Annotated in this window: 22 protein-coding genes; 6 read left to right on the plus strand and 16 right to left on the minus strand. The window is 63.5% G+C overall.

The features are described from left to right. From CP49_RS18445 to CP49_RS18480, 8 genes are all read right to left on the minus strand, one after another. Positions 1-964 (minus strand): isocitrate/isopropylmalate dehydrogenase family protein (locus CP49_RS18445; protein ID WP_245310745.1); only part of this gene is annotated, 964 nt, incomplete at its 3' end. Positions 965-1,136: 172 nt separating this feature from the next. Continuing rightward, entirely contained in the window at positions 1,137-2,207 is a 1,071-nt protein-coding gene (locus tag CP49_RS18450) for an alcohol dehydrogenase (RefSeq protein ID WP_057851626.1), read from the minus strand. A 99-nt stretch (positions 2,208-2,306) separates the two neighbouring features. After that, positions 2,307-3,287, minus strand: a complete 981-nt coding sequence (locus CP49_RS18455) for an ABC transporter ATP-binding protein (protein ID WP_420807623.1) — start codon at positions 3,285-3,287, stop codon at positions 2,307-2,309. After that, entirely contained in the window at positions 3,284-4,279 is a 996-nt protein-coding gene (locus CP49_RS18460) for an ABC transporter ATP-binding protein (protein ID WP_197423153.1), read from the minus strand. The genes CP49_RS18455 and CP49_RS18460 overlap by 4 nt, the downstream gene beginning before the upstream one ends. After that, the gene (locus tag CP49_RS18465) at positions 4,276-5,148 is read right to left on the minus strand and encodes an ABC transporter permease (RefSeq protein ID WP_057851627.1); all 873 of its coding nucleotides are present in this window, start codon (positions 5,146-5,148) and stop codon (positions 4,276-4,278) included. Before CP49_RS18465 ends, CP49_RS18460 begins: the two co-directional genes overlap by 4 nt. Beyond that, positions 5,135-6,085 carry an ABC transporter permease gene (locus tag CP49_RS18470; protein ID WP_057851628.1) on the minus strand — a complete coding sequence of 317 codons (951 nt, stop codon included), beginning with the start codon at positions 6,083-6,085 and terminating at the stop codon, positions 5,135-5,137. Before CP49_RS18470 ends, CP49_RS18465 begins: the two co-directional genes overlap by 14 nt. Before the next feature lie 6 nt (positions 6,086-6,091). Then, positions 6,092-7,633: an ABC transporter substrate-binding protein gene (locus CP49_RS18475; protein ID WP_057851629.1), complete on the minus strand. Its 1,542-nt coding sequence runs from the start codon at positions 7,631-7,633 to the stop codon at positions 6,092-6,094. Between the two features lie 151 nt (positions 7,634-7,784). Continuing rightward, positions 7,785-8,990, minus strand: a complete 1,206-nt coding sequence (locus CP49_RS18480; RefSeq protein ID WP_057851630.1) for a CaiB/BaiF CoA transferase family protein — start codon at positions 8,988-8,990, stop codon at positions 7,785-7,787. A gap of 186 nt (positions 8,991-9,176) precedes the next feature. Here CP49_RS18480 and glgA point away from each other — a divergent pair, with 186 nt between their 5' ends. After that, a complete protein-coding gene (gene glgA / locus CP49_RS18485) occupies positions 9,177-10,628 on the plus strand; it encodes a glycogen synthase GlgA (protein WP_057851631.1) in 1,452 nt (483 codons plus the stop codon). On the opposite strand, the gene CP49_RS18490 is transcribed toward glgA, so the two are convergent. Beyond that, on the minus strand, positions 10,606-11,769 hold the full coding sequence (locus CP49_RS18490; protein ID WP_057851632.1) for a patatin-like phospholipase family protein: 1,164 nt from the start codon (positions 11,767-11,769) through the stop codon (positions 10,606-10,608). The two genes, glgA and CP49_RS18490, sit on opposite strands and share 23 nt — an antisense overlap. A 26-nt stretch (positions 11,770-11,795) precedes the next feature. Beyond that, positions 11,796-12,620 (minus strand): 3-hydroxybutyrate dehydrogenase, encoded by an 825-nt coding sequence (locus tag CP49_RS18495; protein ID WP_057851838.1) that lies wholly within the window; start codon positions 12,618-12,620, stop codon positions 11,796-11,798. Between the two features lie 186 nt (positions 12,621-12,806). Between CP49_RS18495 and CP49_RS18500 the strand changes: the two genes are divergently transcribed. Next, entirely contained in the window at positions 12,807-13,709 is a 903-nt protein-coding gene (locus tag CP49_RS18500) for a LysR family transcriptional regulator (protein ID WP_057851633.1), read from the plus strand. Positions 13,710-13,880: 171 nt separating this feature from the next. Beyond that, positions 13,881-14,600: a DUF899 family protein gene (locus CP49_RS18505; protein WP_057851634.1), complete on the plus strand. Its 720-nt coding sequence runs from the start codon at positions 13,881-13,883 to the stop codon at positions 14,598-14,600. A 39-nt stretch (positions 14,601-14,639) separates the two neighbouring features. Here CP49_RS18505 and CP49_RS18510 read toward each other — a convergent pair whose 3' ends face one another. After that, positions 14,640-15,359, minus strand: coding sequence for a peroxiredoxin-like family protein (locus tag CP49_RS18510; RefSeq protein WP_057851839.1), 720 nt, complete (start codon positions 15,357-15,359; stop codon positions 14,640-14,642). 79 nt (positions 15,360-15,438) lie between these two features. Beyond that, positions 15,439-15,723, minus strand: a complete 285-nt coding sequence (locus CP49_RS18515; RefSeq protein WP_057851635.1) for a hypothetical protein — start codon at positions 15,721-15,723, stop codon at positions 15,439-15,441. Positions 15,724-16,003: 280 nt separating this feature from the next. Here CP49_RS18515 and CP49_RS18520 point away from each other — a divergent pair, with 280 nt between their 5' ends. Both CP49_RS18520 and CP49_RS18525 read left to right on the plus strand, forming a co-directional pair. Beyond that, complete coding sequence (locus CP49_RS18520; RefSeq protein WP_057851636.1) at positions 16,004-16,495, plus strand: cupin domain-containing protein; 492 nt, start codon at positions 16,004-16,006, stop codon at positions 16,493-16,495. A 119-nt stretch (positions 16,496-16,614) separates the two neighbouring features. Further along, complete coding sequence (locus tag CP49_RS18525) at positions 16,615-17,844, plus strand: MFS transporter (RefSeq protein WP_057851637.1); 1,230 nt, start codon at positions 16,615-16,617, stop codon at positions 17,842-17,844. Here the strand turns inward: CP49_RS18525 and CP49_RS18530 are convergent. The 4 genes from CP49_RS18530 to CP49_RS18545 all read right to left on the minus strand — a co-directional run bounded on the left by CP49_RS18530 (position 17,807) and on the right by CP49_RS18545 (position 23,768). Beyond that, positions 17,807-19,129, minus strand: a complete 1,323-nt coding sequence (locus CP49_RS18530; RefSeq protein ID WP_082646087.1) for an MFS transporter — start codon at positions 19,127-19,129, stop codon at positions 17,807-17,809. The genes CP49_RS18525 and CP49_RS18530 overlap by 38 nt on opposite strands. A gap of 82 nt (positions 19,130-19,211) precedes the next feature. Continuing rightward, positions 19,212-19,697, minus strand: a complete 486-nt coding sequence (locus CP49_RS18535) for a PRC-barrel domain-containing protein (protein ID WP_057851638.1) — start codon at positions 19,695-19,697, stop codon at positions 19,212-19,214. A gap of 42 nt (positions 19,698-19,739) precedes the next feature. After that, entirely contained in the window at positions 19,740-21,938 is a 2,199-nt protein-coding gene (locus CP49_RS18540) for an amylo-alpha-1,6-glucosidase (protein ID WP_057851639.1), read from the minus strand. A 66-nt stretch (positions 21,939-22,004) separates the two neighbouring features. After that, on the minus strand, positions 22,005-23,768 hold the full coding sequence (locus CP49_RS18545) for an ABC transporter ATP-binding protein (RefSeq protein ID WP_057851640.1): 1,764 nt from the start codon (positions 23,766-23,768) through the stop codon (positions 22,005-22,007). Between the two features lie 306 nt (positions 23,769-24,074). On the opposite strand from CP49_RS18545, the gene CP49_RS18550 reads away from it, so the two are divergent. Next, the gene (locus CP49_RS18550) at positions 24,075-25,145 is read left to right on the plus strand and encodes a glycosyltransferase family 4 protein (RefSeq protein WP_057851641.1); all 1,071 of its coding nucleotides are present in this window, start codon (positions 24,075-24,077) and stop codon (positions 25,143-25,145) included. The last annotated feature ends 33 nt before the right edge of the window (positions 25,146-25,178 follow it).

The following is a 25,178-nucleotide window of genomic DNA, read 5'->3' on the forward strand; positions in this document are numbered from 1 at the left end:
CTTCGGCGGCGCTTTCGAGGCCGTGCTTCTCGGCAAGCCAGTCCAGCATCATCGCGGCCGACAGGATCATCGCGGTCGGGTTGGCCTTGCCCTGCCCCATGATGTCGGGCGCTGTGCCATGGCACGGCTGGAATACCGCATAGCGGTCGCCGATATCGGCTGACGGCGCCATGCCTAGCCCTCCGATCAGGCCGGCGGCGAGGTCGGAGAGAATGTCGCCGAACATGTTCTCGGTTACCATGACGTCGAAGTCCCAGGGCCGCTTCACCAGCATCAGCGAGCAGGCATCGACATAGAGCCGGTCGGCCTTGACCTCGGGATGGCGCTTTGCGGCTTCATCGAACATCTCGCGAAAGAACGCAAAGGCCCTGAACACGTTCGCCTTGTCGACACAGGTCAGGCCGCCGTTCGCCCTGCCGCGCGCCTTGCGGCGTTCGGCGAGCTTGAAGGAAAACTCGAACAGCCGCTCCGACGTCTTGCGCGTTATCACGAGCGTCTCGCGCGCCTCGGTATCCGTCACGACGCCCTTGCCCATCGAGGCGAACAGGCCTTCGGTCGATTCCCGGATCAGCACGAGATCGATGCCGCGCTGGTCTGCCCCGACGATCGGGCTCGGCACGCCCGGGATTAGCCGCGCCGGGCGCACGCCGGCGTAGAGGTCGAAATGGAAGCGCAGTTCAATCTGCGGCGCGATCTCGGTGTTGTCGGGGTAGCGCACCGACGGCAGGCCGCAGGCGCCGAGCAGGATGGCGTCCGCTTCCTCGCACAGCCGCACCGTTGAGTCCGGCATCGACTTGCCGGTCGCGAGATAATTGTTGGCGCCGGCCGGCGCGTCGGTGAAGCGGAATTTGAGGTCCGATGTCGCCTCGATCTTGCGCAGGACTTCCAGCGCCGGCGCCATCACTTCAGGGCCGATGCCATCGCCGCCGAGCACGGCGATGTGGAGGGCGTTGTTTGCAGACATGGGGATTCCCTAGAATTGCGAGCGTCAGGGGCCTCGTGGTTCGATCGGCGATGCTTCTCATCGTCCGAGGACGCGCGGCGCTGCCGCGCTCCTCACCATGAGGGTCCAAGACCTCATCCTGAGGAGCGCGAAGCGCGTCTCGAAGGATGAAGCCACAGCACTTGAAACTAGCCTACGGCGTCAGCACCGCGCGGCCGACCAGCTTGCCCTTCTGCAGATCGGTCAATGCTTCATTGGCTTTCGCGAGCGGCATCGTGGTCACTGGAATGGGCGCGATCATCTTGTTACGGACGAGTTCGAGCAATTCCTGGGTCTCACGCAAATTGCCGACATAGCTGCCCTGGATCGTGATCGCCTTGATCGGGATCAGCGGCAAAGCAAAGGTCGCGCCGCCGCCGAACAGCCCGACGATGACAAGCTTGCCGCCTTTGGTCAGGCAGTCGAAACCGAGCTGCGTGGTCTGCGCGTTGCCGACGAGATCGATCACCGCGCGGATCGGTCCGCCGGCCATCTTCGCTAACTGCTCCAGCGCGTCCGGCGCCTTGCCGTCGACCGTGCCAAGCGCACCGGCGGTCTCCGCCGCCTCGCGTTTGCGCGCGTCGATATCGACGACGATGGCGCCCTTGCCGCCCATCGCCTTCAACAGCGACAGCGCCATCAGGCCGAGCCCCCCGGCGCCGAAGATGACGATCGGCGAATTGAAGGCGAATTCAACCTTCTTCAGCGCGCTATAGGTAGTGACGCCCGAGCACGCATAGGGTGCCGCGGTGACGGGGTCGAGCCCTTTCAGGTTCAACAGATACTTCGGATTAGGTACCGTCATGTGATCGGCATAGCCGCCGTCGCAATAGACGCCGAGCGAGTTCGGCTTGACGACACACATGTTCTCGTCGCCGCCGACGCAAGTCGCGCACTTGCCGCAACCGAGCCAGGGATAGACCAGCGCGACATCACCAACCTTGAGGTCGCCCTTGTCGGCGGCCGTCACGTCCGGCCCGAACGCCAGCACCTCGCCGACCGTCTCGTGGCCCATCGTGCGCGGCAGCGACACGCCGCGGTCCTTCAGCGACAACGGCTTACGGCCATGGCCGAGATCATAGCCGCCTTCCCAGATGTGGAGATCGCTGTGGCACACGCCGGCCGCCTTCACCTTGATCAGCACCTGCGTACCCGTGGGCTGTGGTGTCTCCTGATCCACCTCTTTCAGGGGTGCGTTGAACTCGGCGACCTGAAAACTCTTCATCGCTTCTCTCCCGTCATTCTTGTTCTTAGGCAGGCATTTCTTGCGCGGACATTGCCACGTCTGCCCAGTCGAGACAAACGTTGCCGACTCTCCCGGTATTCAGATCAGCGGGTGATGGCAAGCCACGAACTGGCCGGGCGCCACGGCGCGCAGTTCCGGCATCTCGTCGCTGCATCGCTGATCCGCACGGGGACAGCGGGTGCGGAACCGGCAGCCGGACGGCGGCGCGATCGGCGATGGCGGCTCTCCCACCGGCACGGTCTCGGTGGGGCGGACGTCCGGATCGGGCACCGGAATCGCCTCGATCAGCAGTGCGGTATAGGGATGTGCCGGCCTGGCGAAGAGCTGCTCGGACGGACCCACCTCGCAGAGCCGGCCGAGATACATCACCGCAACACGGTCGCTCACCGCCTTCACCACCGCGAGATCGTGCGCGATGAACAGCAGCGTCAACCCGAACCGGCCCTTCATCTCTTCCAGAAGGTTGAGGATCTGGGCACGGATGGACACGTCGAGCGCCGAGACCGGCTCGTCGCAGACGATGAACTCCGGGTTGAGGATGAGCGCGCGCGCGATGCAGATGCGCTGGCACTGCCCGCCGGAAAACTCATGCGGCAGCCGTCCCACGACCAGGGTCGGGTCGAGTCCGACCGCGGTGAGCACCTCATGGACGAGCTGCTTGCGCTTCTCGGGATCCTTGACGCCCGCAATCACCAGGGGCTCGGCGACGATGTCGCCGATCTTGCGGCGCGGGTTCAGCGAGGCGATCGGATCCTGGAAGATCAGTTGCACGCGGCGGCGCATCAGGCGCAAGGCATCGCCCTGCATCGCCGTGAGGTCCTGCCCATCGAACAGCACCCGTCCGGCGGTCGGACGGCGCAACTGCAGGACGGCGCGGCCCAGCGTCGACTTTCCGCAGCCGGATTCGCCGACGAGGCCCAACGTCTCGCCGCGGGCGATCTGCAAGGACACGCCGGACACCGCGTGAACGATCTTGGCACCGACAGGATATTCGACAACGAGATTGTCGACGTCGAGCAGCGCCTCAGATGAAACGGATGGTGCGGATTGCAGCATCATGCGTTGGCATCCGCATGGGTTTCGATCGGGTGGAAGCAGGCGAACTGGTGTGCGCTCGTCTCTGCCGCCTCGAGCGGCGGCTTCTCGCTCTGGCAGCGGGCCACCGCATAGCGGCAGCGCGGCGAGAACGAACAGCCCTGCAGCGGCCGGGTCGGATCGGGCGGACGCCCCGAGATCGCCGGCAGCGGCGTGTGGGGCGCGGCATCGAGTTTGGGAAGCGCCGCCAGCAGCGCTTCGGTATAGGGCATCCGCATTCTCTTGAACAACGCAGGCGTCGGCGCGCGCTCGACCACGCGGCCGGCATACATCACGGCGACCTCGTCGGTGCGGCCGGCGACGACGCCGAGGTCGTGGGTGATGATGATCATCGCCATGTGCCGGCGGCGCTGCTCGCGCGCCAAGAGATCGAGGATCTGCGCCTGGATCGTGACGTCGAGCGCGGTGGTTGGCTCGTCGGCAATCAGGAGCTTTGGTTCGCACGACAGCGCGATCGCGATCGCCACCCGCTGCCGCATCCCGCCGGAAAGCTGGTGCGGGTATTGCGCCAGCCGTTGCTCGGGCGCGGGAATGCCGACCGCGGCGAGCAATTCGACGCTGCGTTTTTTCGCAGTAGCGTCGTCGAGCTCCAGATGCTCCTGCAGCGTCTCGATCAGTTGCGTGCCGATCGTGAGCACCGGATTGAGCGAGGTCATCGGATCCTGGAACACGACCGCGAGCGACCGGCCGCGCAGTTTGCGCAGCTTCTCCGGCGGAAGCTGCAGGAGATCCTGCCCGTCGAACATCACGCGGCCGGAGAGCTTTGCTTTCTTCGGCAGCAATTGCAGGACCGCCCGCGACAGCATGGTCTTGCCGCAGCCGGATTCGCCGACGATGCCGAGCGTGCGCCCGGTCCCGACGGTGAGGTCGACGCGATCCACCGCGCGCAGATTGCCGCGCGGCGTCGGCAGATCGACGATGACGTCCTCGACGGAAAGCAGGGTATTTCCGGTCACAGCGCGCCCTGCCGTGGATCGGTCAGCGCGCGCAAGGTGTCACCGACGAGATTGAAGGATAGTACCGTGAGGAACATCGCCGCCGCCGGCAAGAAAGCGAGCCGCGGCGCCACATCCAGGCTCTCGCGCCCCTCACCGATCATGCTGCCCCAACTCGATATCGGCGGCGGCACGCCGAGGCCCAGGAATGACAGCGAGCCCTCGACCACGATAGTGATGGCAACACCGAGCAGAAAAAAAGCAAACAGCGGCAGGATGACGTTGGGCAGCAGTTCGCGCAGCAGGATGCGCGTATGCGTGGCCCCCAGCGCCTGCGCGGCGATGACGAATTCGCGCCGCGCCAGCGTCAGCGTTGCCGCCCGCGCTACCCGCATGAAAGCGGGGATGCCGAGCACGCCAAGGATGCAGGTGAGATTGAAAATGGACTGCCCGAGATAGGCGGTCACGGCCAGCGCAAGGACCAGCGGCGGAAAGGCCAGCAACACATCCATGCTGCCGACCACCATCGACTCGAACCGGCCGCGGAAATAGCCGGCGAGCATGCCGAGGGCGCCGCCAATGGTGAGGCCGATCACCGGCGCACATAGGCCGACAACCAGCGATATCCGCGCGCCGTAGATCAGCCGGGAAAGTTCGTCGCGGCCGAGGCCGTCGGTGCCGAGCCAATGCTCGGCGGAGAACGGGGCACGCCGCTCCAGCATATCCATGTCGGTCGGGCTCGGCAGCGGCAAGACGGTCGCGAAAATCGCCACCGCGAACACGAAAGTCATCCAGCCGATCGCCGCCCAGAACAGCATTCCAAATCGCCGGCCCTTGCGCGCAGGTTGGGTTACAGCCTCCTCGACTACTTCGAGCTCAAGCGTGGCCATGGCGGATCCTGGGATCGAGAACGGCGTAGAGCATGTCGACGAGGAAGTTCATGATGACGAAGCCGGCACCGACCAGCAGCACGACTCCCTGCAGGATGATCAGGTCGCGCGTGAGGATCGCGCCGATCAGCAAGCGGCCGATGCCCGGCAGGGCAAAAATCGTCTCGACGATGACGGCGCCGCCGATCAACCGGCCGATATTGATGCCGGTGATCGTCACCAGGGTTAGGGACGACGGCTTTAGCGCGTGCACGAACAAGATGCGCGCCGGCGTCAGCCCTTTCGCCTTGGCGAGCGCGATGTAATCTTCCTGCAAGGTCGCGATCATGTCGGAACGCAGCACGCGCATGATGGTCGGCCATTCCGCCAGCGCCAGCGTCAGCGCGGGCAGCACGAGGAAACGCAGGTTGGCGAGCGGGTCTTCTGCAAATGGAATATAGCCGGTCGCCGGCAGCCAGCGCAGCTCGACCGCGAAGAGATAGATCAGCAGAATCGCCGAAAGAAAGGTCGGCACCGACAGCATGCCGAAAGCAGAGCCGGTCATGAAGCGGTCGAACGGTCCGCCGCTGCGCGCTGCGCAAATAATCGCCAAGGGAACGCCGATTCCGAGAGCGCCGAGTTGCGCCAGCAGCATCAGTTCGATCGAGACCGGCAACCGCTCGGCGACGGCCTGCAGCACCGTCTGGCCGGTACGGAACGAACGGCCAAAATCGCCCTGCAGCACGTTGCCGAGCCAGCCCAGATAACGCCACCAGATCGGCTGATCCAGCCCCATGTCGGCCCGCAACGCCGCTACGTTCTCCGGCGTCGCCTGGTCACCGAGGATCGTATAGGCGAGATCGCCCGGCAGCAGCGACGCGATGGAGAACGTCAGCAGCGAAACCGCAATCAGCACCGGCAACAGATAGAAGAGCCGGCGTGCGACGAAGAACGCCATACGCGGTTATTCCTTCCAGGCACGCGATACGTCGATCACCCCGCTATACATCTTGGGCAGTCCCTTAACCTTCGCACTCGATATCGCGTAGTAGGTGTTCTGGAAGGTCCAGAACCAGATCGCCTCCTTGTTGATCAGCCGGGTGATCGCGCAATAGTCCTCGATGCGCTTGTTCTGGTCGGCGGTGACCCGCGCGCGCTCAAGCAGCTTGTCGAGCTCCGGATTCGAATAGTTGGCGAGCGCGACCGGGCTGCCGGTGTGGAAATTGGCATACATCTGGATGTCAGGATCGGCGAGATCGACGATCCGCCAGGGCGTCAACTGGAACTGGCGCATGAAGGCGCGCGGCGGAATGGTCGCCTGATCGACCTGCTCGATCTCCATGTTGGCGCCGGCCCGCTTCCACAATTGTTGCAGCACCTGGCCAACGGTGCGCCCACGGGGCGTCGCCGTGACGAGCATCTTGAAATCGACAGGCTTGCCGTATTCCTTGATCAGCGCCTTGGCCTTCTCAAGGTCTTCGGGAAGCGCACCGTCGTCCTTGCATTTGACCCAGGAGCCGTCGCCATAGGGGTTGCTGGCAGGTTTAGCGAGACCATTGGTAATTGCTTGGGACATCTTCTTGCGGTCGAGCGCCATTACCAGCGCCTGGCGCACGCGCACGTCGTCGAACGGCGGAGTCTTGGTGTTCATGGCGTAAACCGCAGCCCCCGAACCGGCATAGGTGTGCACGGTCAACTTGGAGTCCTTTTGCGCCTTTTGGATGTTATCGGCGGAATATTCATCATCCCAGATCAGGTCGACCTCGCCGGATTGCAGGCTCGCAAAGCGCGACTGGGCGTCAGGCAGCGGCTTCAGGGTGATGCGATCGAAGTAGACCTTGTCCTTGTCCCAATAGTCCGGGTTTTTCTCCAGGATCATGCGATCGCCAGCCGTCCAGGATTTTAGAATGTAGGGACCGGTGCCGACAGGATTGCGGTTGTAATCCTCGCCCTTGGTCTTCCACGCGGTGGGGGAGTGTATCGCGTTCGTCTGGCTCGCGTAGGAAACCAACGATGGGAAGTTCACGGATGGGTCATTGAGGTTATAGACTAACGTCAGTTCGTCCGGCGCCTGAACGTTGTTGACGTTGGAGATATAGAAGGCGCACCGGCACTTGTTGGCGGGATCTTTCTGCCGATCGAAATTCGCCTTGAAAGCTTCGGCGATGAACGGCGTGCCATCGTGGAACTTGACGCCGGGACGCAGCTTGAAGGTCCACATCTTGAAATCTTCGGAGGGCTCCCAGGACAGCGCCAGCTTTGGCTGCGGCTTGCCGTTGGCGTCGAGAGTGGTGAGCGTATCGAAGAGTGCCGATGACGCGGTGAGTGCCGCCGCATCGTAAACGCCGACCCGCAGCACATCGAAACCGGGGATATCGAGCTCAAGGCCAACAGAGATGCTGCCGCCCGCTTTCTGCGCGTTGGCGGGCATTGCCAACAACGCCACGCCAAATCCCGCCACAAGAAATATTCGCGCGAGCGCGCTCGAACGGACCGCCGCTTTCATTGATGTTTCCTCCGATGTGTCGCTCGTCCGGTGTTCCGGATCGTCGATGGCTGCCCGCAAGATTGTCCGGAAACGCAGTCGCGGGCAAGGCCGTTCACAAGCTACGGATGAAAACGCCGCAGGTTAATGTTTCGCTATGCGGAGCACGCGGTCAGCCGCGCGCGGCGACCTGCGCCTTGCCGGCAAAGGATGCGATTTCATCCTCCGACAGGCCGGTCTCCTTCAGGTAGGCGCGCGTGTGCTCGCCGAGCGTCGACATCCGTCTCGCCGCCGACACGCTGGCGCCTGACATGCGGAACGGCAGGTTGAGGACCTTGAAGGTGCCGCCGCCGTCCTCGACCTCGGCCAATGCGCCGCGATGGGCGATCTGCGGATCGCGCAGCGCCTCGGCAACGGTGCGGTACGCCGATGAGGGAACGCCGTGCTCATTGAGCGCGGCGAGGCACTGCGCCGTCGTCACGGTGCGCGACCATGCCTCCACGCCTTCCATCAGGCTCGCCCAGTTTTCCCGGCGGTCGGAATATTTCGCAAAGCGCGGGTCGCTCACCCATTCGGGATGGCCGATCACCTGCATCAGGCTCTGAAAAGTTTTCTCGCTGGCGATCGCCATCATCACATAGCCGTCCGTCGTCTCGATCGGGCCGAACATCGGCCGCTGCGTCGGCTTCACCTCGAATTGCGACCATTGCAGTTCGTTCAGCGTCAGGCTCAGCATGGATTCCAGCATCGAGACGTCGATATGCTGGCCTTGCCCTGTTGCCGCGCGTTGATACAGCGCGGCCGAGATGGCGCCGAACGCATAGACTCCGGTGAGCACGTCGGCATGATAGATGCCGCAATAGTCCGGCCGGCTCCGTCCGGGCTGGTAGGCCAGATGCGCCATCTCATAGCCCGAGGCTGCGTGAATCACCGGCGCGTAGGCCGGCAGCTCCGCCGACGGCCCGGTCTGGCCATATCCCGAGATCGAGCAATAGACCAGCTTCGGGTTGAGCCCGTGCAGCGAGGCGTAGTCGAGCTTCAATCGCCGCATCACGCCGGGGCGGAAATTCTCCACCAGCACGTCCGCGGTCGCGACCAGCCGGCGAACGGCCTCCACTCCTTTCGGCGACTTCAAATCCAGGACCAGGCTGTTCTTGCCGACATTGAGCTGGCCGAAGGCGGTCGAGCAATTATTCCGCACCGGCGGACGGGTCCGCATCGTCTCGCCTTCCTCGGTCTCGATCTTGATAACCTCCGCTCCCATATCGGCCAGCATTCGCGTACAATGCGGTCCGGCAATCGTGGTTGAGAAATCGAGAACCCGCAGGCCCGCAAAGCTGCCTGTCAAATTCCCCTGATTATTGCCGGCTATAGTCATCGCGTGAAGCTCCTTCGGCCCTTTGCGGCCCTTCGTTGTGGTGGCGGCCGTGACCCTAAATTGTGCAGCGTCGTCAGGAAAGTAGTTCGCGCAGGAACGACCATGCGGCGCGCGCGTTGTAACGGGTAAGGAAATTGGACCCATTCTTGCATCAGTTTCATCTCGGCTGGTACGAGGGCGTTTGCCTTGAAGGTCTTGTTCGTAACCACTGAAATGGATGACTTCGTCCGGGTGGGCGGTCTCGCTGCCGTTTCCGCCGCCCTGCCCCGGGCGCTGCGCCGCTGGAGCGATGTCCGGGTGATGCTGCCCGGTTACCGGGACATCGTCGAACAGTTCACGCATATTGAAATCGTTGGGGAATGCGCCGCTCTGGCGGAGATGCCGCCCTGCTCGCTCGGGCGGGCAGCGACCAAGGATGGTCTGCCGGTTTATGTCCTGCTGTGCCCGCAACTTTACGACCGGCCGGGCAATCCCTACGGCGACGAATCGGGCCGCGACTGGCCGGACAATGATGTCAGGTTCGGCCGCTTTGCCGCGGCCGCGGCCGAGCTTGCCGCGGGCAGTCTGGACAAGAATTGGGCAGCAGACCTGATCCATGCCAACGATTGGCAGGCCGCGCTGGCGCCGGCCTATCTGGCGTGGAGAGGCTCAAAGATCCCCTCGATCCTGACCATCCACAACCTCGCCTATCAGGGGCTGTTCCCCCCGGACTCGCTGCGCCGGATCGGGGCTCCCGAAAGCTCCTTCCACATCGACGGGCTCGAATTCTACGATCACGTGTCGTTCCTCAAGGGCGGCCTCGTCTACGCCTCGCATCTGACCACCGTCAGCGCCACCTATGCGAAGGAGATCACGACCCGCGAACTCGGCTGCGGGCTCGAAGGTCTGCTGCAGCGCCGCTCGAACGCCGCGGAACTGACCGGCATCTTGAACGGCATCGACGAAAGCTGGGATCCCAGCGCCTGCGCGCAACTGGCGCAGACCTTCGCGCCCGGCGATTGGGAAGGCAAGCAGGCGAATGCCGATTACGTCCGCAAGCAATTCGGACTCGCGTTATCTCGCGGTCCGCTGTTTGGCCTTGTTGCCCGACTGGTTCACCAGAAGGGCGTCGACCTCGTCTTGTCCGCGGCCGACGAAATCATCGAGGCCGGCGGACAGATCGTGGTGACCGGCAGCGGTGAGGCCCAGATCGAACAGGCGCTGGTCAAGGCGCACCGCCGCAGGCCGGATGCAATCGGCGTCGTCATCGGCTTCAATGACGCCCAGGCGCGGCGAATTTTTGCCGGCAGCGACTTCACGTTGATGCCGTCACGGTTCGAACCGTGCGGGCTCAGCCAGATGTATGCGCAGCGGTTCGGATCGCTGCCGATCGGTCACCAGACCGGCGGACTGGCGGAGACCATCAAGGACGGCGAAACCGGATTCCTGTTTCCGAAGCCGTCCGCGGAGTCCTTCCTCGGCGGTGTCAGGCGCGCGTTCGATGCGTTCCGCGCCAAGGACCGCCTCGACGCGATGCGGCGCAGCGCCATGGCGCGCTCCTTTAGCTGGGATCTGTCGGCCGCCCTTTACAGCGCGCTCTATCGCAAGACGGTCGCGCCCTCCATCATTGCCGCGGCTACTCCGCCGCTTCCGGCATGACTTCCATCTGCTCGTGAAGGACGACGCCGGAGAGCGGATCGAACTGGCCGACCCAGGGCTTCTTTTCGAGCACCGCCCTGGTGTGGCGATAGCCGGCGTCCCACCGCTGCGTGATGCCGGACGGGCTGAAATCGATATCCTTGGTGTGGTCCTCGCGGCTGAGCTGCGGAGCGAGCAGCCGCATGACATGCATCCGGGTGGGACAACCATAACCGGCGAGTTCCCGCACCGCCTCGCTGTTGCGCTCGGCTTCCGGCAGACGTGCGGCGAGCTGGTTGATGACATGGCGTAGCCGATGCGCCTGCTGCTGGCGGGCGATGTGGCTGGCGATGCGGCTCGAATACTGCACGTCCTTGTGCCGGTTCAGCACCTCCGCCATCGTGGTCGGTTCAGCGCCTTCCGGATTCCACAGATGCACGGCGAAGATCAGCGAGTTCTTGCGCGGGTTGTCGTCGAACACGGCTTCCGTCGGCGTGTTCGATAATATGCCGCCGTCCCAATAGAGTTCGCCGTCGATGCGCACCGCCGGAAATGCCGGCGGCAGCGCGCCCGACGCCATGATGTGCCTGACGCCGAGTTCGCAATCGCGGCTGTCGAAATATCGCATCTGGCTGGTGCGGACATGGGCGGCGCCGACCGTCAGGCGCGGCGTGCATTGATTGACCAGATTGAAATCGACCAACTCCGTCAGCGTCCGCTCCAGCGGCTCGGTCGAGTAGTAGCCGGCATTGTCGGCGCCGAGCGGATAGCTGTCGCCGGCGTGGGCGAGCGGGTTGGGCCGGAAGAAACCGGGAATACCGTTGGTCACGGTCGACCAGTAAGAAAGCTTTTCGTTGAACCCCGGAAAGACGTCGCGAAAGCTCCAGACCGGATTCTGCTCCATCTTCTTCCAGAACTCGCGTAGCCGCGACAGCCGGTTCTGCGGCGTATTGCCGGCGATCAGGCTAGCGTTGATGGCGCCGATCGAGGTGCCGATGATCCAGTCCGGCTCGATCCCGGCCTCGTTGAGCGCCTGGTAGACGCCCGCTTGATAGGAGCCGAGCGCGCCGCCGCCCTGCAGCACCAGCACGACCTGCCCGGTCTCGGATTTGGCAGGCGACTTCACATTCGTCGAGGAATGAATGCCCTGGATGCCGTTCATGTCACGCTCCCTGGATTCTTGTTGCATTAGTGCGCGGTCCAGCCGCCATCGACCGGCAGCGCGATGCCGGTGATCGACGCCGCCGCATCGCTGGCGAGAAACACCGTCAGCGCCCCCAATTCCTCGACGGTAGCGAAGCGCTTGCTCGGTTGCTGCGCCAGCAGCACGTCGTAAATGACCTGCTCGCGCGAAATGCCGTGGGCTTTGGCTTGGCCATCGATCTGCGCCTCGACCAACGGCGTATAGACGTAGCCCGGACAGATCGCGTTGCAGGTGATGCCGTCTTCCGCCATCTCCAGCGCCGCAACCTTGGTAAGACCGACGATGCCATGCTTGGCCGCGACATAGGCCGCCTTGAAGGGCGATCCGACCAATCCGTGCGCGGAAGCAATGTTGATGATCCGCCCAAACCTGTTCTGGCGCATCGCCGGCAACGCCAACCGCGTGGTGTGAAACGCCGACGACAGATTGATCGACAGGATCGCATTCCATTTCTCGACCGGGAATTGGTCGAGCGGTGCGACATGTTGAATGCCGGCATTGTTGACGAGCACGTCTAGCCGGCCGTGCCCGGCGACCGTGGCCGCGATCATCTCGGCGATCGCCTCCGGACTCGTCATGTCGGCCGCGGAATAGCTGACCTCGACGGCGAAATCGGCGGCGATCTGATTCCGCGTTCTGGCGATCTCGGCCGCTGCGCCGAAGCCGTTCAGCACCACGGCTGAGCCGGCCGCAGCCAGCGCGCGGGCAATCCCGAGCCCGATGCCGCTGGTCGAGCCGGTGACCAGCGAGACCTTGCCTGTCAGCGGCCGCAGGGCCGAAGCGTCCCGGGTTTTGAGCTGGATATTCATGGCTGCCCTTTCGTGTGGCTGGTCCGCGTCGTAGCGAGACCATTTCCGCTTCAATTTGCGCGGCGGGCAGCTTTCTATGAAATGCCGTTTGGCTTCCAAAACCATACGCTGACGCTATGGCGGTTTGGGTAGTCATCCGGGGGCGTAATCGGGTAGCTTTGCTGCACGATAGACCGGGGCGCGGCCATGGAGATGCATCAGGTTCGCTACTTCCTCGCGGTTGCGCGCGTGCTCAACTTCACGCGTGCCGCCGACGAGTGCAACGTCACGCAGCCGTCGCTGACGCGGGCCATCAAGCAACTGGAGGCCGAACTCGACGGCGATCTGTTTCGCCGCGAGCGCCCCGCCGCGCAATTGACCGAGCTCGGCCAGCGCATGCATCCGCTGCTCAAGCAATGCTACGAGGCAGCGACCGGCGCGCGCGAACTTGCCTCATCCTTCAAGAGCGGCGAAGTCGGCGCGCTCCGGATCGCGCTGACCCATTCCGTCGACCTATCGCTGTTGATTCCGTATCTCGACCAGATCAAGCGGCTGTTCAACCGGCTGGAGTTCCGATTTCTGCGCGGCAACGCCAGCGAGGTCGCGGAATATCTCAAGAGAGGCGAAGCCGAACTCGGCATTGCCGCTGAAATCAGCGAGGAGTGGGACCGGCTCGATACCTGGCCGCTGTTCACCGAAAGCTTTCAACTCGTCGTCAACAGGAACCACCCGCTGGCAACGCGCGACAAAATCGAATTCAACGATCTTCGCGCCGAGCAGTTGCTGTCGCGGAATTACTGTGAGCATGCGGCGCGGGTGAACAGTTCGCTTCGCGAACACGGCCTCGACGTCGATCGCAGCCATGAGATCGCCTCCGAACGCGATTTGATCGAACTGCTGGAAGCCGATATCGGCGTTGCCGTGGTGCCCGATACCGCGTCGATTCCGGCGACGCTGAAGCGCGCCAATGTCGAAGGGCTGGACGCGCGGCGCACCGTGAACCTCTATGGCGTCGCCGGGCGCGAACGGACGGCGGTAGCATCCGCCGTGATGCGCATGCTGCGCGGCGCCGACTGGCAGCAATTGATCAGCAAGACCGCAAGCGCCTGAGGGTTGTTAATCCGCTAGCCGACCGCGTCATAGGCTGAAATGTCCGCCCTGCGGCCAAAAGCTGACCTCGGCCCACAGCACTCCCGCGCAGGCGGCTCGACGTGGAGGGAACTCCAGTTTCCGGGGCGAGTTTAGTCTCGAACCGATTCCCCAGCGTCTGAGAGGACCGCCATGGAGCATATCCACTACCCCAATGAAAGCGCCGAATACCGGGCCGCTCGAAACGCGCTTCTGGATGACGAGATTGCGCTTCGGGCGCAGATCGAGGCCGTTGCAGCGAAGCGTCGCGCGCTGCCGCTCGGCGGTGAGGTGCCCGAGGATTACGTCTTCGAGTGGATCGGCAAGACCAGCATGCCGGAGAAAGTGAAGATGTCCGAGCTGTTCGGTCCACACGATACGCTCATTCTGTACAGCTTCATGTACGGCCCGGAACGCGAATTACCGTGTCCAGGCTGCACCCATTTGCTCGATGGGATAGACGGCGCCGCGAGACATATGGGCGAACGCGCTGCGCTCCACATCGTCGCCAAATCACCAATCGCGCGTCTCGCGGCCTGGGCCCACGAACGTGGCTGGGAACACCTCTCGCTACTTTCAACCGCGGGCAACAGCTACGACGCGGACTACTTTGGTGACACGTCAAAATTTTCCAAGGGAATGCGCGCGCAACATCGCGTTCCGGACGGCGAAAACTGGGACGAAACAATCTTCAACGTCTTCAGAAAGAAGAATGGGGCGATCAGGCACTTCTGGGGCTCAGAGATGAGCTTTGCCCCGCCTGCTCCCAACCAGCACCATCGCGCTGGTGATCTTGTCGACCCGCTCTGGGGTCTTCTCGACATGACACCTGAAGGCCGCGGCGATTTCTTTCCAAAAGTGAACTACGATTAAACCACCCTTGAGGGCACACCACAGAGCCACGTCGCCGCGCTATCGCTCTTCGCTCGCGCTCTTCAGCGCGGCGATCAGGTCGTCGATCGCCATGCGCTTGCGGAAATCGGGATCGACAAACCGTGCCTTCACCAATCCGTCGCGGCCGACCACGAAGGTCGCCGGGATCGGCAGCACCCAGCCGTCATTGCCCTGGAAGCTCGCCATGTCCTGGTATGACAGCAACCGCTGGATTTCGCTGCCCAGCCAGATCGCTAGGTTAAGCGACAGCGCGTAGCCGTTGTCGAGGTCGGTCAGAACGGGGAACGGCGCGTTCGCCTCGGATTTGAATTTTTCGGCATAGGCCTGCGTCTCCGGCATGATCGCAACGGTTTGGGCACCCAACGCCTTGATCCGGTCCTGGGCCTGGATCACCGCCCGCACATTCAGCCGGCAATAAGGGCACCAATGGCCGCGATAGAACATCACGGCGACCGGGCCGTGCTCGAGGAGCGATTTCAGGCTGACCAGCCGGCCGGCCTCGTCCGGCAGCAGGAACGGCGGCATCAATTCGCCGGGTCGCGGAGCATTTTCGCCGCCGCCGTTCTCATTGAGCCGCGCCACAAGCCGGTCGACCGCTTCGCCATAGGCCGGAAAGAGTTCCCTCCCCGCCGCGGCGTAGGCCTCGAGTTGCTCGCGCAACGTACCTTCCATGTCGCGGCATCGCTGGAACGCCTCCTTGAGGCGTTCGGCGTTGGCGGGCGATAGCGCTGTCGTCATGGCTTGCTCCGGCATATCCGTATTATTTTCCGGCCCGGGCCGCCCCGCAAGGGCGGCCCAAACGCTTCAGCACCCGGACTCAGGGCAGATAGAAGTTGCCGGTCGGGTCGAGCATGCCCGAGGTCGAGTAGAGCTGGCCCTTGTTCATGAAAAACACGGTGTTAGCAGGCACCTTCTTGGCGTTCTTCATCATCGCGTCGTGGTTCCTTGGTGTCGCCGCCATGGCCATCGCCGACATCTTCCCGGGGCCGGAATACATGTAGGCCATGCCCGGATTGAATTCCCAGGGAACTTGCGAAAAGGCCGTGGTGGCGACGGCGGCAAACGCCGCGGCGGCAATCAGGGTCTTGGAAAAGGTTTTCATGGGGATTCCTCTCGATCGAAGGCGACGCCCGCCGATCGGGCGCTGCCTCATCAGAGGGCGGCATGTCCCGGATTTGAAATGCCGTTGCACAATCGGTTCGATAGCCGCGACGTATTGAGATGTTGCCAATAGCGCACCGCTATCGACTTCAGAGCATATAGCGCGACGCTATGGAGTTGAGAGCTAACCGGCATTTCCTTCTGCACGCAAATTCAATGATCGTCGTGGACGTAGCCGGCCGGATCATTCGGGCCGCAAAACCTGAAGAGGAGACCACGACATGTCCAAATCCAACGTCACGTCACGTACAATCCTGCAAAGCCTCGCGCTTGCCGCAATTATCGCGGGCTCGCTTGCGGTGACTTCCGGCGCCACCGCCGGCGAATGCCCGACCGGCAAGATGCAGCCCAACGTACGCCCGATGGTCGATTACAAGGCGGTCGGCGTCACCGACATCACCCTTGGCTCGATCAATCTCGAGAAACAGCCGGCCAACATCAGGGATCGCGAACTGCGCTTCCGCAAGCTGACGATCGAGCCCGGCGGCATCGTGCCCTGGCACAGCCATGACGACCGTCCCGCGCTGATCTATGTCCAGCAGGGTGAGATCGTCGAGTACGCCAGCAACTGCGCAGAGCCGATCGTGCACAAGGCCGGCGAGATCAGGCCCGAAGTCGCCGGCACCTCGCACTGGTGGAAGAATCTCGGCAAGGAGACGGTCATTCTCTATGTCGGCGACGTTCGCAAGGATCCGCACGACCACAACATGTAAGGAGCTGTAACGAGCGCCGCCCGACGTCTCGTTGCCGGATGTGACGGCCCGGGATCCCCCGTGTCGTCCCACACGCCCAGGCGTCACATCCTTCTTTTTCAAGAGCATTGAGAAGCGCCATGACCGACATCTCCGCGCCGATGAAAGCCGAAGCGGTGGAAATGCATGGTCACTCGCCCGGCGTCGTGCTGCGATCCCTCGTCATCGGCCTCACGGCGTTCCTGACGGTGGTCGATCTGTTCGCAACGCAGGCGATCCTTCCCTCGCTGACCCGGCACTACAATGTAACCCCGGCCGCCATGGGATTCGCGGTCAATGCCAGCACCATCGGCATGGCCGTCGCCGGTCTCGTTATCGGCTTCCTGAGTCCGCATATCGATCGCCGGCTCGGCATTCTCGTGAGCCTGATCCTGCTGGCCATTCCCACCACGTTGCTGGCGATCGCGCCGGATCTCACGGCGTTCACGGTGCTTCGCATCGCCCAAGGCCTCTGCATGGCCTCGGCATTTGCATTGACGCTAGCCTATCTCGGCGAGCAATGCAGTTCGATGGATGCGGGTGGCGCGTTCGCGGCCTATATCACCGGCAATGTCGCGAGCAATCTAATCGGACGGCTGGTGTCGGCCGCGGTGGTCGATACGCTCGGGCTGGCATCGAACTTCCATTTCTTTGCACTGCTCAATCTCGCTGGCGCCGTGCTGGTGTACTTCACCATCCATCGGGTCAAGCCGATGCGCGCGACGTCGACGGTAAAGCCGCCGTTCGCGGCGACGGTCGAGCATTGGCGTAACCCGGCGCTCCGCTCGGCTTTTGCCATAGGATTCTGCATCCTGTTTGCCTTTATCGGCACCTTCACCTTCGTCAATTTTGTGCTGGTGCGCGCGCCGCTCTCGCTCGGGCCGATGGATCTCGGCTTGGTCTATTTCGTCTTCGCGCCCTCCGTGGTCACGACGCTGTTCGCCGGCAAGGCGGTGGCGCGCTTTGGCACGCGACCGGCGATCTGGGGCGCGCTCGCGGTTGCTGCTTTGGGCCTGCCGCTGATGCTGTCTGCACATCTCCTGGAGGTGTTGACTGGAATGGTGCTGGTCGGCGTCGGCACCTTTTTCGCACAGGCCTGCGCCACCGGCTTCGTTGGGCAGGCGGCCAGCGACAACCGCGGCATTGCCAGCGGAACCTACCTTGCCAGCTATTTCCTTGGCGGCCTCGTCGGCAGCGCCGTGCTGGGCCAGTTGTTCGACCGCTTCGGATGGACCGCCTGCGTCGCCGGCATCGGCGCGTCGCTCGCTATCGCCGCGCTATTGACCGCGCGCCTCACGCTTGATCCTCGGTCCGCCGTGTCTCCGGCATGAACAGCCAGATCACCGTCAGGCCAAGGGCTGCAATCGCAGCTAACCCGACGAAGGCTGTGCTGCTGCCGAAAGTATCGCTGACATATCCCGCCAGCACCGTACTGAGCGACGCGCCGATGCCGGTCGCGGTCCCGACGGCGCCTTGTGCCAGATTGAAGTGGCCGCTTCCGAAGGCGATATCGGCCACGATCAGCGGCACCATCACGCTGAGCACGGCCGCGGTAATGCCGTCGAACACCTGCACGACGACCAAGAGATAGGGATCCCTGACAACCGCAAACAGCAGGCCGCGGACCGCCAATGCACCGAACGCCAGCAGCAGCAGCGGCCGCCTGCCCCAGGCCTGCGCCTTGCGGCCGACCGACGGCGAGGTCAACGCGACGATGGCTTGCGGCACGATGATGCAGGCCGCAATCAGCACCGGCGCCCATTGGCTCGACCGCGTCGTGACGACGCCGGCCATCAGCGGCAGCATCGCCGCATTGGCGAGCTGAAACAGCAGCACGCCGCCGGCGAAGATCAGCAGCGGCCTCTGCCGCAGCAGATGGAAAACGCTGGTGGCCTCCTTGTCAGGAACCTCGCGCACGACGGCGCCGTGGCTTTGAGCGACGTCGATCTCCTGCCCGCGGATGCGCGAGAGCGCCAGCAATGTGGGGATTGCCAGAAGGAAGGTCACGAGGAACACCGCCTGGCTCGACAACAGGTAACCGACCGCGCCCATCAGCGCCGCCGCCGAGCCGTTGCCGAGCGATGCGAAGCGGGCGTTGCGTCCGAGCCGCTCCCCGATCGCGAACGGCCCGACCAGGCCAAGACTGATCGCCGCAATCGCCGGACCCAGCACGCAGCTCGCCAGCGCATGCAGCGTCGCCGCTGCAGTCACCACCGGAAAGATCGGCCATAGCGCATAGGCCAGCGCGGCGCAGCCGATAGTGGCGACCGCCAGACCCGCTACCAGCCGCTCGGACCGCGCGGCATCGACAATAGCGCCGCCCGGCATCTGCCCGAGCAGACCGATGATGCCGCCGATCGACAGCACGAAGCCGATCTCGACCTGTGTCCATTTCTGCGTGGTCAGATAGACCGCCACGAACGGACCGAAGCCGGTCTGCACGTCGGCGAGAAAGAAGATAAACCAGTCGAGGCCGCGTTGGCTTTCGCGCGACGGCTTCGGCCTGGTACCGGGTGGCGGAAGCGGCACGACATTGCCCTCACCGGCGGATCGCCCGTGGCGATCGCCGTCGATTCGATCGAATGATTGGGATGGACGCGCGACCAGGCTGCTCATCCTCCTTATTTGAGCATGATCTCCGGGCAAACGCTTCGTGTTTGTCCCGGGGAAAACCGGTACCCACTTTCCGGATCATGCTCTAGTGATCGAAATCCCACGGCTGCAAACGGCCGGCCGCACCGAGAACGATGACCGGCGCGTCCTCCTTGTATTCGGGGGCCGCCGCCACCTGCGCCTTGGTCAGTTCGAGCGTGATACTGTCACGCTTGTTGGCGACGCGGCCGAAACGCAGCGCGCCCCAGTCGACGACGATCTTCCGGCTGCCGACGCCGAGAAAACCGCCGAAATCGATCACGGCAGCGCGGACCGTGCCCTCGCGATCCACGATCGCATCGACGATGCGCCCCATACCTTCGTTCGCCGCGCTGCGGACCTCGCGGCCGAGGATGCCGTGGGCATCCTTGGCGCCGATGACGGTCACCGAGGGCGGCGGCGGGGGCTCTTTTGCGGCATCCGGCGGCGCGGCGGGGCTACCCTGCGTCGTGCCGGTGTCCTCCGCCGAATAAGCCGCCGGGCCGCCGGCAAGTCCGGCGACCAGAAACAGAATGAGAATACCGATGCGCATATGGCCCTCCTGACTTTCAGTCGCATGAGCCGCGCATGGCTCCTAATGCGTCAATACGATCGACACCTGAATATGGCCGCGGGTTCGCACCACCTCGAGCGATACTTCATCGCCGTGACGGCGAACCCTCAAGTCGACGCTGGAAGGCCCGAGCCGCAGATCGCGCAACAGCACCTCATTGAGGAATTCCGGCAGGCGCGGATCGCGAAGCCTGATCTCGCCGCGCGCGGCATCAAATTCCAGACCGAGCGCCGCTTCCAGCAGGGTAAAGGGCGTCGCGCTGGCCCAGGCCTGCGGCGCGCAGGCAACGGGATAGAGCACCGGTCCGCGCCGCCTCTCGCGTCGGAATCCGCAGAACAATTCCGGCAGCCGCCGCAGGTCCATGTAGCTCGCGGCGTCGAACAGGGCCTTGAACAGATGCGCCACCGAATGCTTCAGGCCATAGCGCGCGAAACCGAGCGCGATCAGCGCATTGTCGTGCGGCCAGATCGATCCATCGTGATAGGACATCGGGTTGTAACGGGCTTCGCCGCGCGCAACGGTGCGGATGCCCCATCCCGAAAAGAATTTGTGGCTCATCAGATCGGCCGCAACCCGCCGCGCACGATCGGTTCGAACGATGCCGGTGAAGAGAAGCTGGCCGGCATTCGAGGTTCGCACCCTGCACGGCCGCTTGGCGCCGTCGAGCGCCACCGCATAGGTGCCGAGTTCCTCGCACCAGAACGCTTCTTCGAAGCGCTCGGCAAGGAGCAGTGCTTCGGATTCGAGCTTCGCCGCCTGATCAATCAATCCCAGCCGCCGGGCGCAACGCGCCGCCAGCCGCTTGCCGGCAAAGACATATCCCTGAACCTCCGCCAGCGCGATATAGCCTTCGGCGAGTTGCCCATCGGCATGAAAGATCGCGTCGAAGGAATCCTTCCAGCCCTGGTTGGCAAGTCCCTGCTCGGTGGCGCGCTGGTATTCGACGAATCCGTCCTTGTCGGGATCGCCGGGGCCGTCGATCCATTGCAACGCCGCTTCGATCGCCGGCCACAACTCGGCCAGCGTCGCCTCGTCGCCGGTGCGTTCGACATAAAGACCAGCCAGCAGAACGAACAGCGAAGTCGAATCGACGCTGCCGTAATACTGCGCGAACGGCACCTCGCGTAGCGCGGCCATCTCGCCGCCGCGCATCTCGTGCAGGATCTTGCCGGGCTCGGCGTCGGCCAGCGGATCGGTGGTCGTGGCCTGGAAGAAAGCGAGTCGCCGCAGCACGCCCTGGGCAATGCGCGGATCGACCCACAGCATCTGCAGCGCGGTGATCAACCCGTCGCGGCCGAACGTGGTCGAATACCAGGGAATGCCCGCATAGGGATACCGCCCCTGCGGCGTTTCGGTCATCAGCATGTTGAGGTCGGCCATCGCCTGGCACAGCACCTCGTTGAAGATATCGTTCGACGTCTCGATGCTGGCCGCGTCGCTCGTCAAGCGCCGCATCTCGCGACGGTGTGCCAACAGACCGCGGTAGAATGGTATCGGCTTCTGCATGATCGGCTTGTTGCAGGATACCGCGACGAACAATGCGATCACTTCCTTGGGCGCCAGCTCGAAATGATAGGTCGCCGAGTTGACGGCGAGCCGTGTCGGCCGCGGTTCGAAATGCAAGGCGGTAATGCGGGTCTGGCCGTCGAGCCCGTTATACTCCAGCACGACATCGGCGGGGCCGAGCAACCGGCTGGAGCCTATTCCCCGGCGCGGCCGGCGCTCACCGCGCACCTCGAACAAATCGGCGAAATCATTGTCGAACAGCAGCGTCAGGTCAAAGCTCGCCGGCCGGTCGCCGTGATTTTGCAAGGCAATGCGCTGGTAGGCCGTGCCGCGCCACAGGAAAATCGAGCGCACGATGTGCAGCGTGTCCTTCTGCAAGGCCAGTCTGCCGTTGCGGTAGACGTCGGAATTGGTGAGGTCGACGGTCAAGGCGGAATTGTCGTCGCGCAGATTGGTGCCGAGCAGCAGCGGCTGGACTTCGTCGAGCACCATCTCCAGCCGGGCGAGATAACGCGTATCGGCGTTGAACAGACCGTCGGGTCCGCCGGCAGAGGCGCCGATATCGCCATGGCTGTCCAGCACGATGAAGGTGTCGTCGTGCTTGAGTGTGCAGCGCGGCCGCGTCGCCGGGCCCGTCATCGGGATGTAGAACGACGATTCCGCGACGTGTTCGGCAGGCTCGATGGCGATCAGTTGGGTGACTTCGGCTGTCATCTGGACCTCAAGCGATTTCCTTGCGTTGTGATGGACGCATCGGGACGCAAACGCTACTGCCGCAGATCAGGCCGCATGGGTGGCGAGACGGCCGAGTTCGCGCGCCACCAACTCGCGGTAAGGGCCCCTTCCCTGCACGAGAATATCCGGCGGTCCATCTTCGATGATCCGCCCGCCCTGCAGCACCACCACGCGGTCGAAATTGCGCAAGGTGGCGAGACGATGGGCGATGGCAATCACAGTACGCCCGCGCATCAGCCGCGACAATGCCTCGCGGATCGCCTCTTCGGACTCGCTGTCGAGCGCGGCGGTCGCTTCATCCAGCAACAGGATCGGCGCGTCCTTCAGGAAGGCGCGCGCGATAGCGATCCGCTGCCGCTGTCCGCCGGAGACCTTGATACCGCGATCGCCGACCATGGTCGCCATGCCCTCGGGGAGATTTTCGATGAAATCGCAACGCGCCGCAATCGCCGCGCGCAGCACCTCGTCGTCGGTCGCGTTCGGCCGTCCGTAGCGGATGTTTTCCATGATCGAGCGGTGGAACAGCGAGATGTCCTGCGGCACCACCGAGATCGCCTCGCGCAGGCTTTGCTGCGTCACCCGCGCGATGTCCTGGCCGTCGATCGTGATGCTGCCGCGCTGGATGTCGTAGAACCGCTGCAGCAGCGCGAACAGGCTGGATTTTCCACCGCCGGAATGGCCGACCAGTCCGAGCCGCTGTCCCGGTTGAATGCGCAAGTTGAACTTCTCGAACACCTGAACGCCGCCGGGATAGTGGAACGCGACGTTATTGAAGGCGACGGCGGCGCCGCTGCGGACCAGCGGCTCGGCCTCGGGATGATCCTTCAACTCATGCGGCAGCAACAGGGTCGCAATCGCCTCGGTCAGGCGGGCGACGTGCTGGGTCACGTCGACCAGCGCCACCGCAAGATCGCGCGTCGCGCTCAGGATCGAAAGCCCCAGCGTACAAACCAACACGACGTCGCCGGTGGTCGCCGCGCCGTTCTGCCAGAGCGTGATGACCCACGCCAGCAACGCGATCGTCAGTGCGATTGTCACGACGGCGTGAAGGAGCCGCAGCTTCTCGAGATAACGGAGGCTACGCCCGCGGGCGTCGAGTTCCCGCTCGACGGTGGCGTCGAAGCGGTCGTGTTCGTAGCTGAGGCCGCAGAACGCACGGACCAGCGGCAGATTGCTGATGACGTCGACCATCTCGCCGTCCACCGCAGCCGCCTTGTCGGCGAAATCATCGTGCAGCGGCTTGCCGGCCGCGGCGAGGTGGAACATCGCCATCAGCATGATACCTGCAATGACGATCAGCCCCGCAGACATCGCCAGGCTGACCGTTCCTATCAGGAGTATTGCCGAAACCGTCGCGATGCACGGCGGCAAGACGTTCCAGACAAACATGTTTTCAACGGTGAACACCGCGTTGGAAGTCGCGGTGATACGGCTGGTCAGCATGCCCGGCAGCCGGTCGGAAAAATAGCTGGGTGCGTGACCGGTCAGATGGCGAAACATATCACGGCGGAGATCGCCGGTGACACCCACGAAGGTAAAGCTCGCCGTCCAGCTTGCCACCCGCCACAAGAGATTGTCGGCGGCGATCAGCGACATGAGAAAAGCGAATGCCAGCCATACGCTACTCGCGTGCGACGAACCGGCCGTCAGGCTGTCGACCAGATTCTTCACGCCGTATTGCGTGCCCACCGAGCAGGCAACCGCTGCAATGACGGCAGACACGATGACCACATGGGCCGCGCGACGCCGGCGCAAATAGCGCAGGACAAATGGAAACGGCCGTCGCACATACCCTGAAAGATTGTCCATGAGTTCCGCAAACCTGTTGAGAGTGAACGAGAATCCCTAATGCGTATCGCACACGAGGACGTGAAGAATGCCGCTTCGGGTTTCCGCGCGCTTGGCCATCACCGCGCAACAATTTTGCAGCATCGAGGCAGCCCTAACTCTGTTTGTGTCAGATGGCATCAGCAAGACAGCCGTGTGGAAGAAGCAAGATGTGCTGAACATTGGAACTTCACAGATGCAAGAACGTTCCACTTTTCGGCACGACAGTGCCGATTGCGGGCAGAGGGCTTCACTACTCAACCACCATTCCAGACAGGAGACGCAAAGATGCGCATCGCGCAGGTCGCCCCGCTGACGGAGGCTGTCCCCCCCAAACTCTACGGCGGCACCGAGCGGGTGGTGCACTGGCTGACCGAAGAACTGGTGGTGTTAGGACACGACGTCACATTATTCGCCAGCGGCGATTCCCGCACCTCGGCGAGACTTGACGCGGCATGGCCGAAGGCGTTGCGCCTCGACGGCTCGGTCCGCGACCCCAACGCACTGCATATGGTGATGCTGGAGCGCGTACGGCAGAAATGCGATGATGAAGAGTTCGATTTTCTTCACTTTCATCTCGACTATTATCCATTCTCGCTGTTCGAGCGGCAGCCGACGCCGTTCCTGACGACGCTGCACGGTAGGCTCGACCTGCCGGAGCATCAGCCTGTGTTCACCACTTTCTCCAAGATTCCGGTGATATCGATTTCCAATGCGCAGCGGCGGCCGGTGCCGCAGGCCAATTGGGTGCGCACCATTCACCACGGACTGCCGGAGAACCTGCTGACACCGCAGCAGGTGAGGCCGTCTTATCTTGCCGTGCTCGGGCGGATCGCGCCGGAAAAGGGCGTGGATCGCGCTATCCGGATCGCCACCCGATGCGGCATACCCTTGAAGATCGCGGCCAAGGTCGATCGCGCCGACCAGGAATATTACGACGAGTTGATCTCCCCGCTCATCAAGGCCAATCCGCTGGTAGAATATATCGGCGAGATCAGTGACCGCGAGAAATCCGACTTTCTCAGTGGCGCGATCGGCCTGCTGGTTCCGATCGACTGGCCGGAGCCGTTCGGGCTCGTCATGATCGAGGCCATGGCCTGCGGGACCCCCGTGATCGCCTATAATCGCGGTTCGGTCCCGGAGATCATCGATGCCGGCTTGACCGGTTTCGTCGTCGAAGACGAAACCAGTGCCGTCGGCGTGGTCGACCGCCTTGCCGCGCTGGACCGGGCTGCGATCCGCAAGCGGTTCGAAACCCGCTTCACCGCACGTCGCATGGCGCTCGATTATCTTGCCGCATATCGCGGCCTGATGGAGGAAGCCGAGCCGCGGATCAAACTCGTCAGCAGCGCGGAGTAGCTGCCAGCCGCAATACACTCCGTCATGGCCGGG

Source organism: Bradyrhizobium valentinum (genome assembly GCF_001440405.1).
Classification (GTDB): domain Bacteria; phylum Pseudomonadota; class Alphaproteobacteria; order Rhizobiales; family Xanthobacteraceae; genus Bradyrhizobium; species Bradyrhizobium valentinum.

Bases quoted from the DNA above. Each gene is read 5' to 3' on its own strand.
- CP49_RS18450 (WP_057851626.1), bottom strand. From the start codon at position 2,207: ATGAAGAGTTTTCAGGTCGCCGAGTTCAACGCACCCCTGAAAGAGGTG.
- CP49_RS18455 (WP_420807623.1), bottom strand. From the start codon at position 3,287: ATGATGCTGCAATCCGCACCATCCGTTTCATCTGAGGCGCTGCTCGAC.
- CP49_RS18465 (WP_057851627.1), bottom strand. From the start codon at position 5,148: ATGGCCACGCTTGAGCTCGAAGTAGTCGAGGAGGCTGTAACCCAACCT.
- CP49_RS18470 (WP_057851628.1), bottom strand. From the start codon at position 6,085: ATGGCGTTCTTCGTCGCACGCCGGCTCTTCTATCTGTTGCCGGTGCTG.
- CP49_RS18475 (WP_057851629.1), bottom strand. From the start codon at position 7,633: ATGAAAGCGGCGGTCCGTTCGAGCGCGCTCGCGCGAATATTTCTTGTG.
- CP49_RS18480 (WP_057851630.1), bottom strand. From the start codon at position 8,990: ATGACTATAGCCGGCAATAATCAGGGGAATTTGACAGGCAGCTTTGCG.
- CP49_RS18490 (WP_057851632.1), bottom strand. From the start codon at position 11,769: ATGAACGGCATCCAGGGCATTCATTCCTCGACGAATGTGAAGTCGCCT.
- CP49_RS18495 (WP_057851838.1), bottom strand. From the start codon at position 12,620: ATGAATATCCAGCTCAAAACCCGGGACGCTTCGGCCCTGCGGCCGCTG.
- CP49_RS18500 (WP_057851633.1), top strand. From the start codon at position 12,807: ATGGAGATGCATCAGGTTCGCTACTTCCTCGCGGTTGCGCGCGTGCTC.
- CP49_RS18505 (WP_057851634.1), top strand. From the start codon at position 13,881: ATGGAGCATATCCACTACCCCAATGAAAGCGCCGAATACCGGGCCGCT.
- CP49_RS18510 (WP_057851839.1), bottom strand. From the start codon at position 15,359: ATGACGACAGCGCTATCGCCCGCCAACGCCGAACGCCTCAAGGAGGCG.
- CP49_RS18515 (WP_057851635.1), bottom strand. From the start codon at position 15,723: ATGAAAACCTTTTCCAAGACCCTGATTGCCGCCGCGGCGTTTGCCGCC.
- CP49_RS18520 (WP_057851636.1), top strand. From the start codon at position 16,004: ATGTCCAAATCCAACGTCACGTCACGTACAATCCTGCAAAGCCTCGCG.
- CP49_RS18525 (WP_057851637.1), top strand. From the start codon at position 16,615: ATGACCGACATCTCCGCGCCGATGAAAGCCGAAGCGGTGGAAATGCAT.
- CP49_RS18530 (WP_082646087.1), bottom strand. From the start codon at position 19,129: ATGAGCAGCCTGGTCGCGCGTCCATCCCAATCATTCGATCGAATCGAC.
- CP49_RS18535 (WP_057851638.1), bottom strand. From the start codon at position 19,697: ATGCGCATCGGTATTCTCATTCTGTTTCTGGTCGCCGGACTTGCCGGC.
- CP49_RS18540 (WP_057851639.1), bottom strand. From the start codon at position 21,938: ATGACAGCCGAAGTCACCCAACTGATCGCCATCGAGCCTGCCGAACAC.
- CP49_RS18545 (WP_057851640.1), bottom strand. From the start codon at position 23,768: ATGGACAATCTTTCAGGGTATGTGCGACGGCCGTTTCCATTTGTCCTG.
- CP49_RS18550 (WP_057851641.1), top strand. From the start codon at position 24,075: ATGCGCATCGCGCAGGTCGCCCCGCTGACGGAGGCTGTCCCCCCCAAA.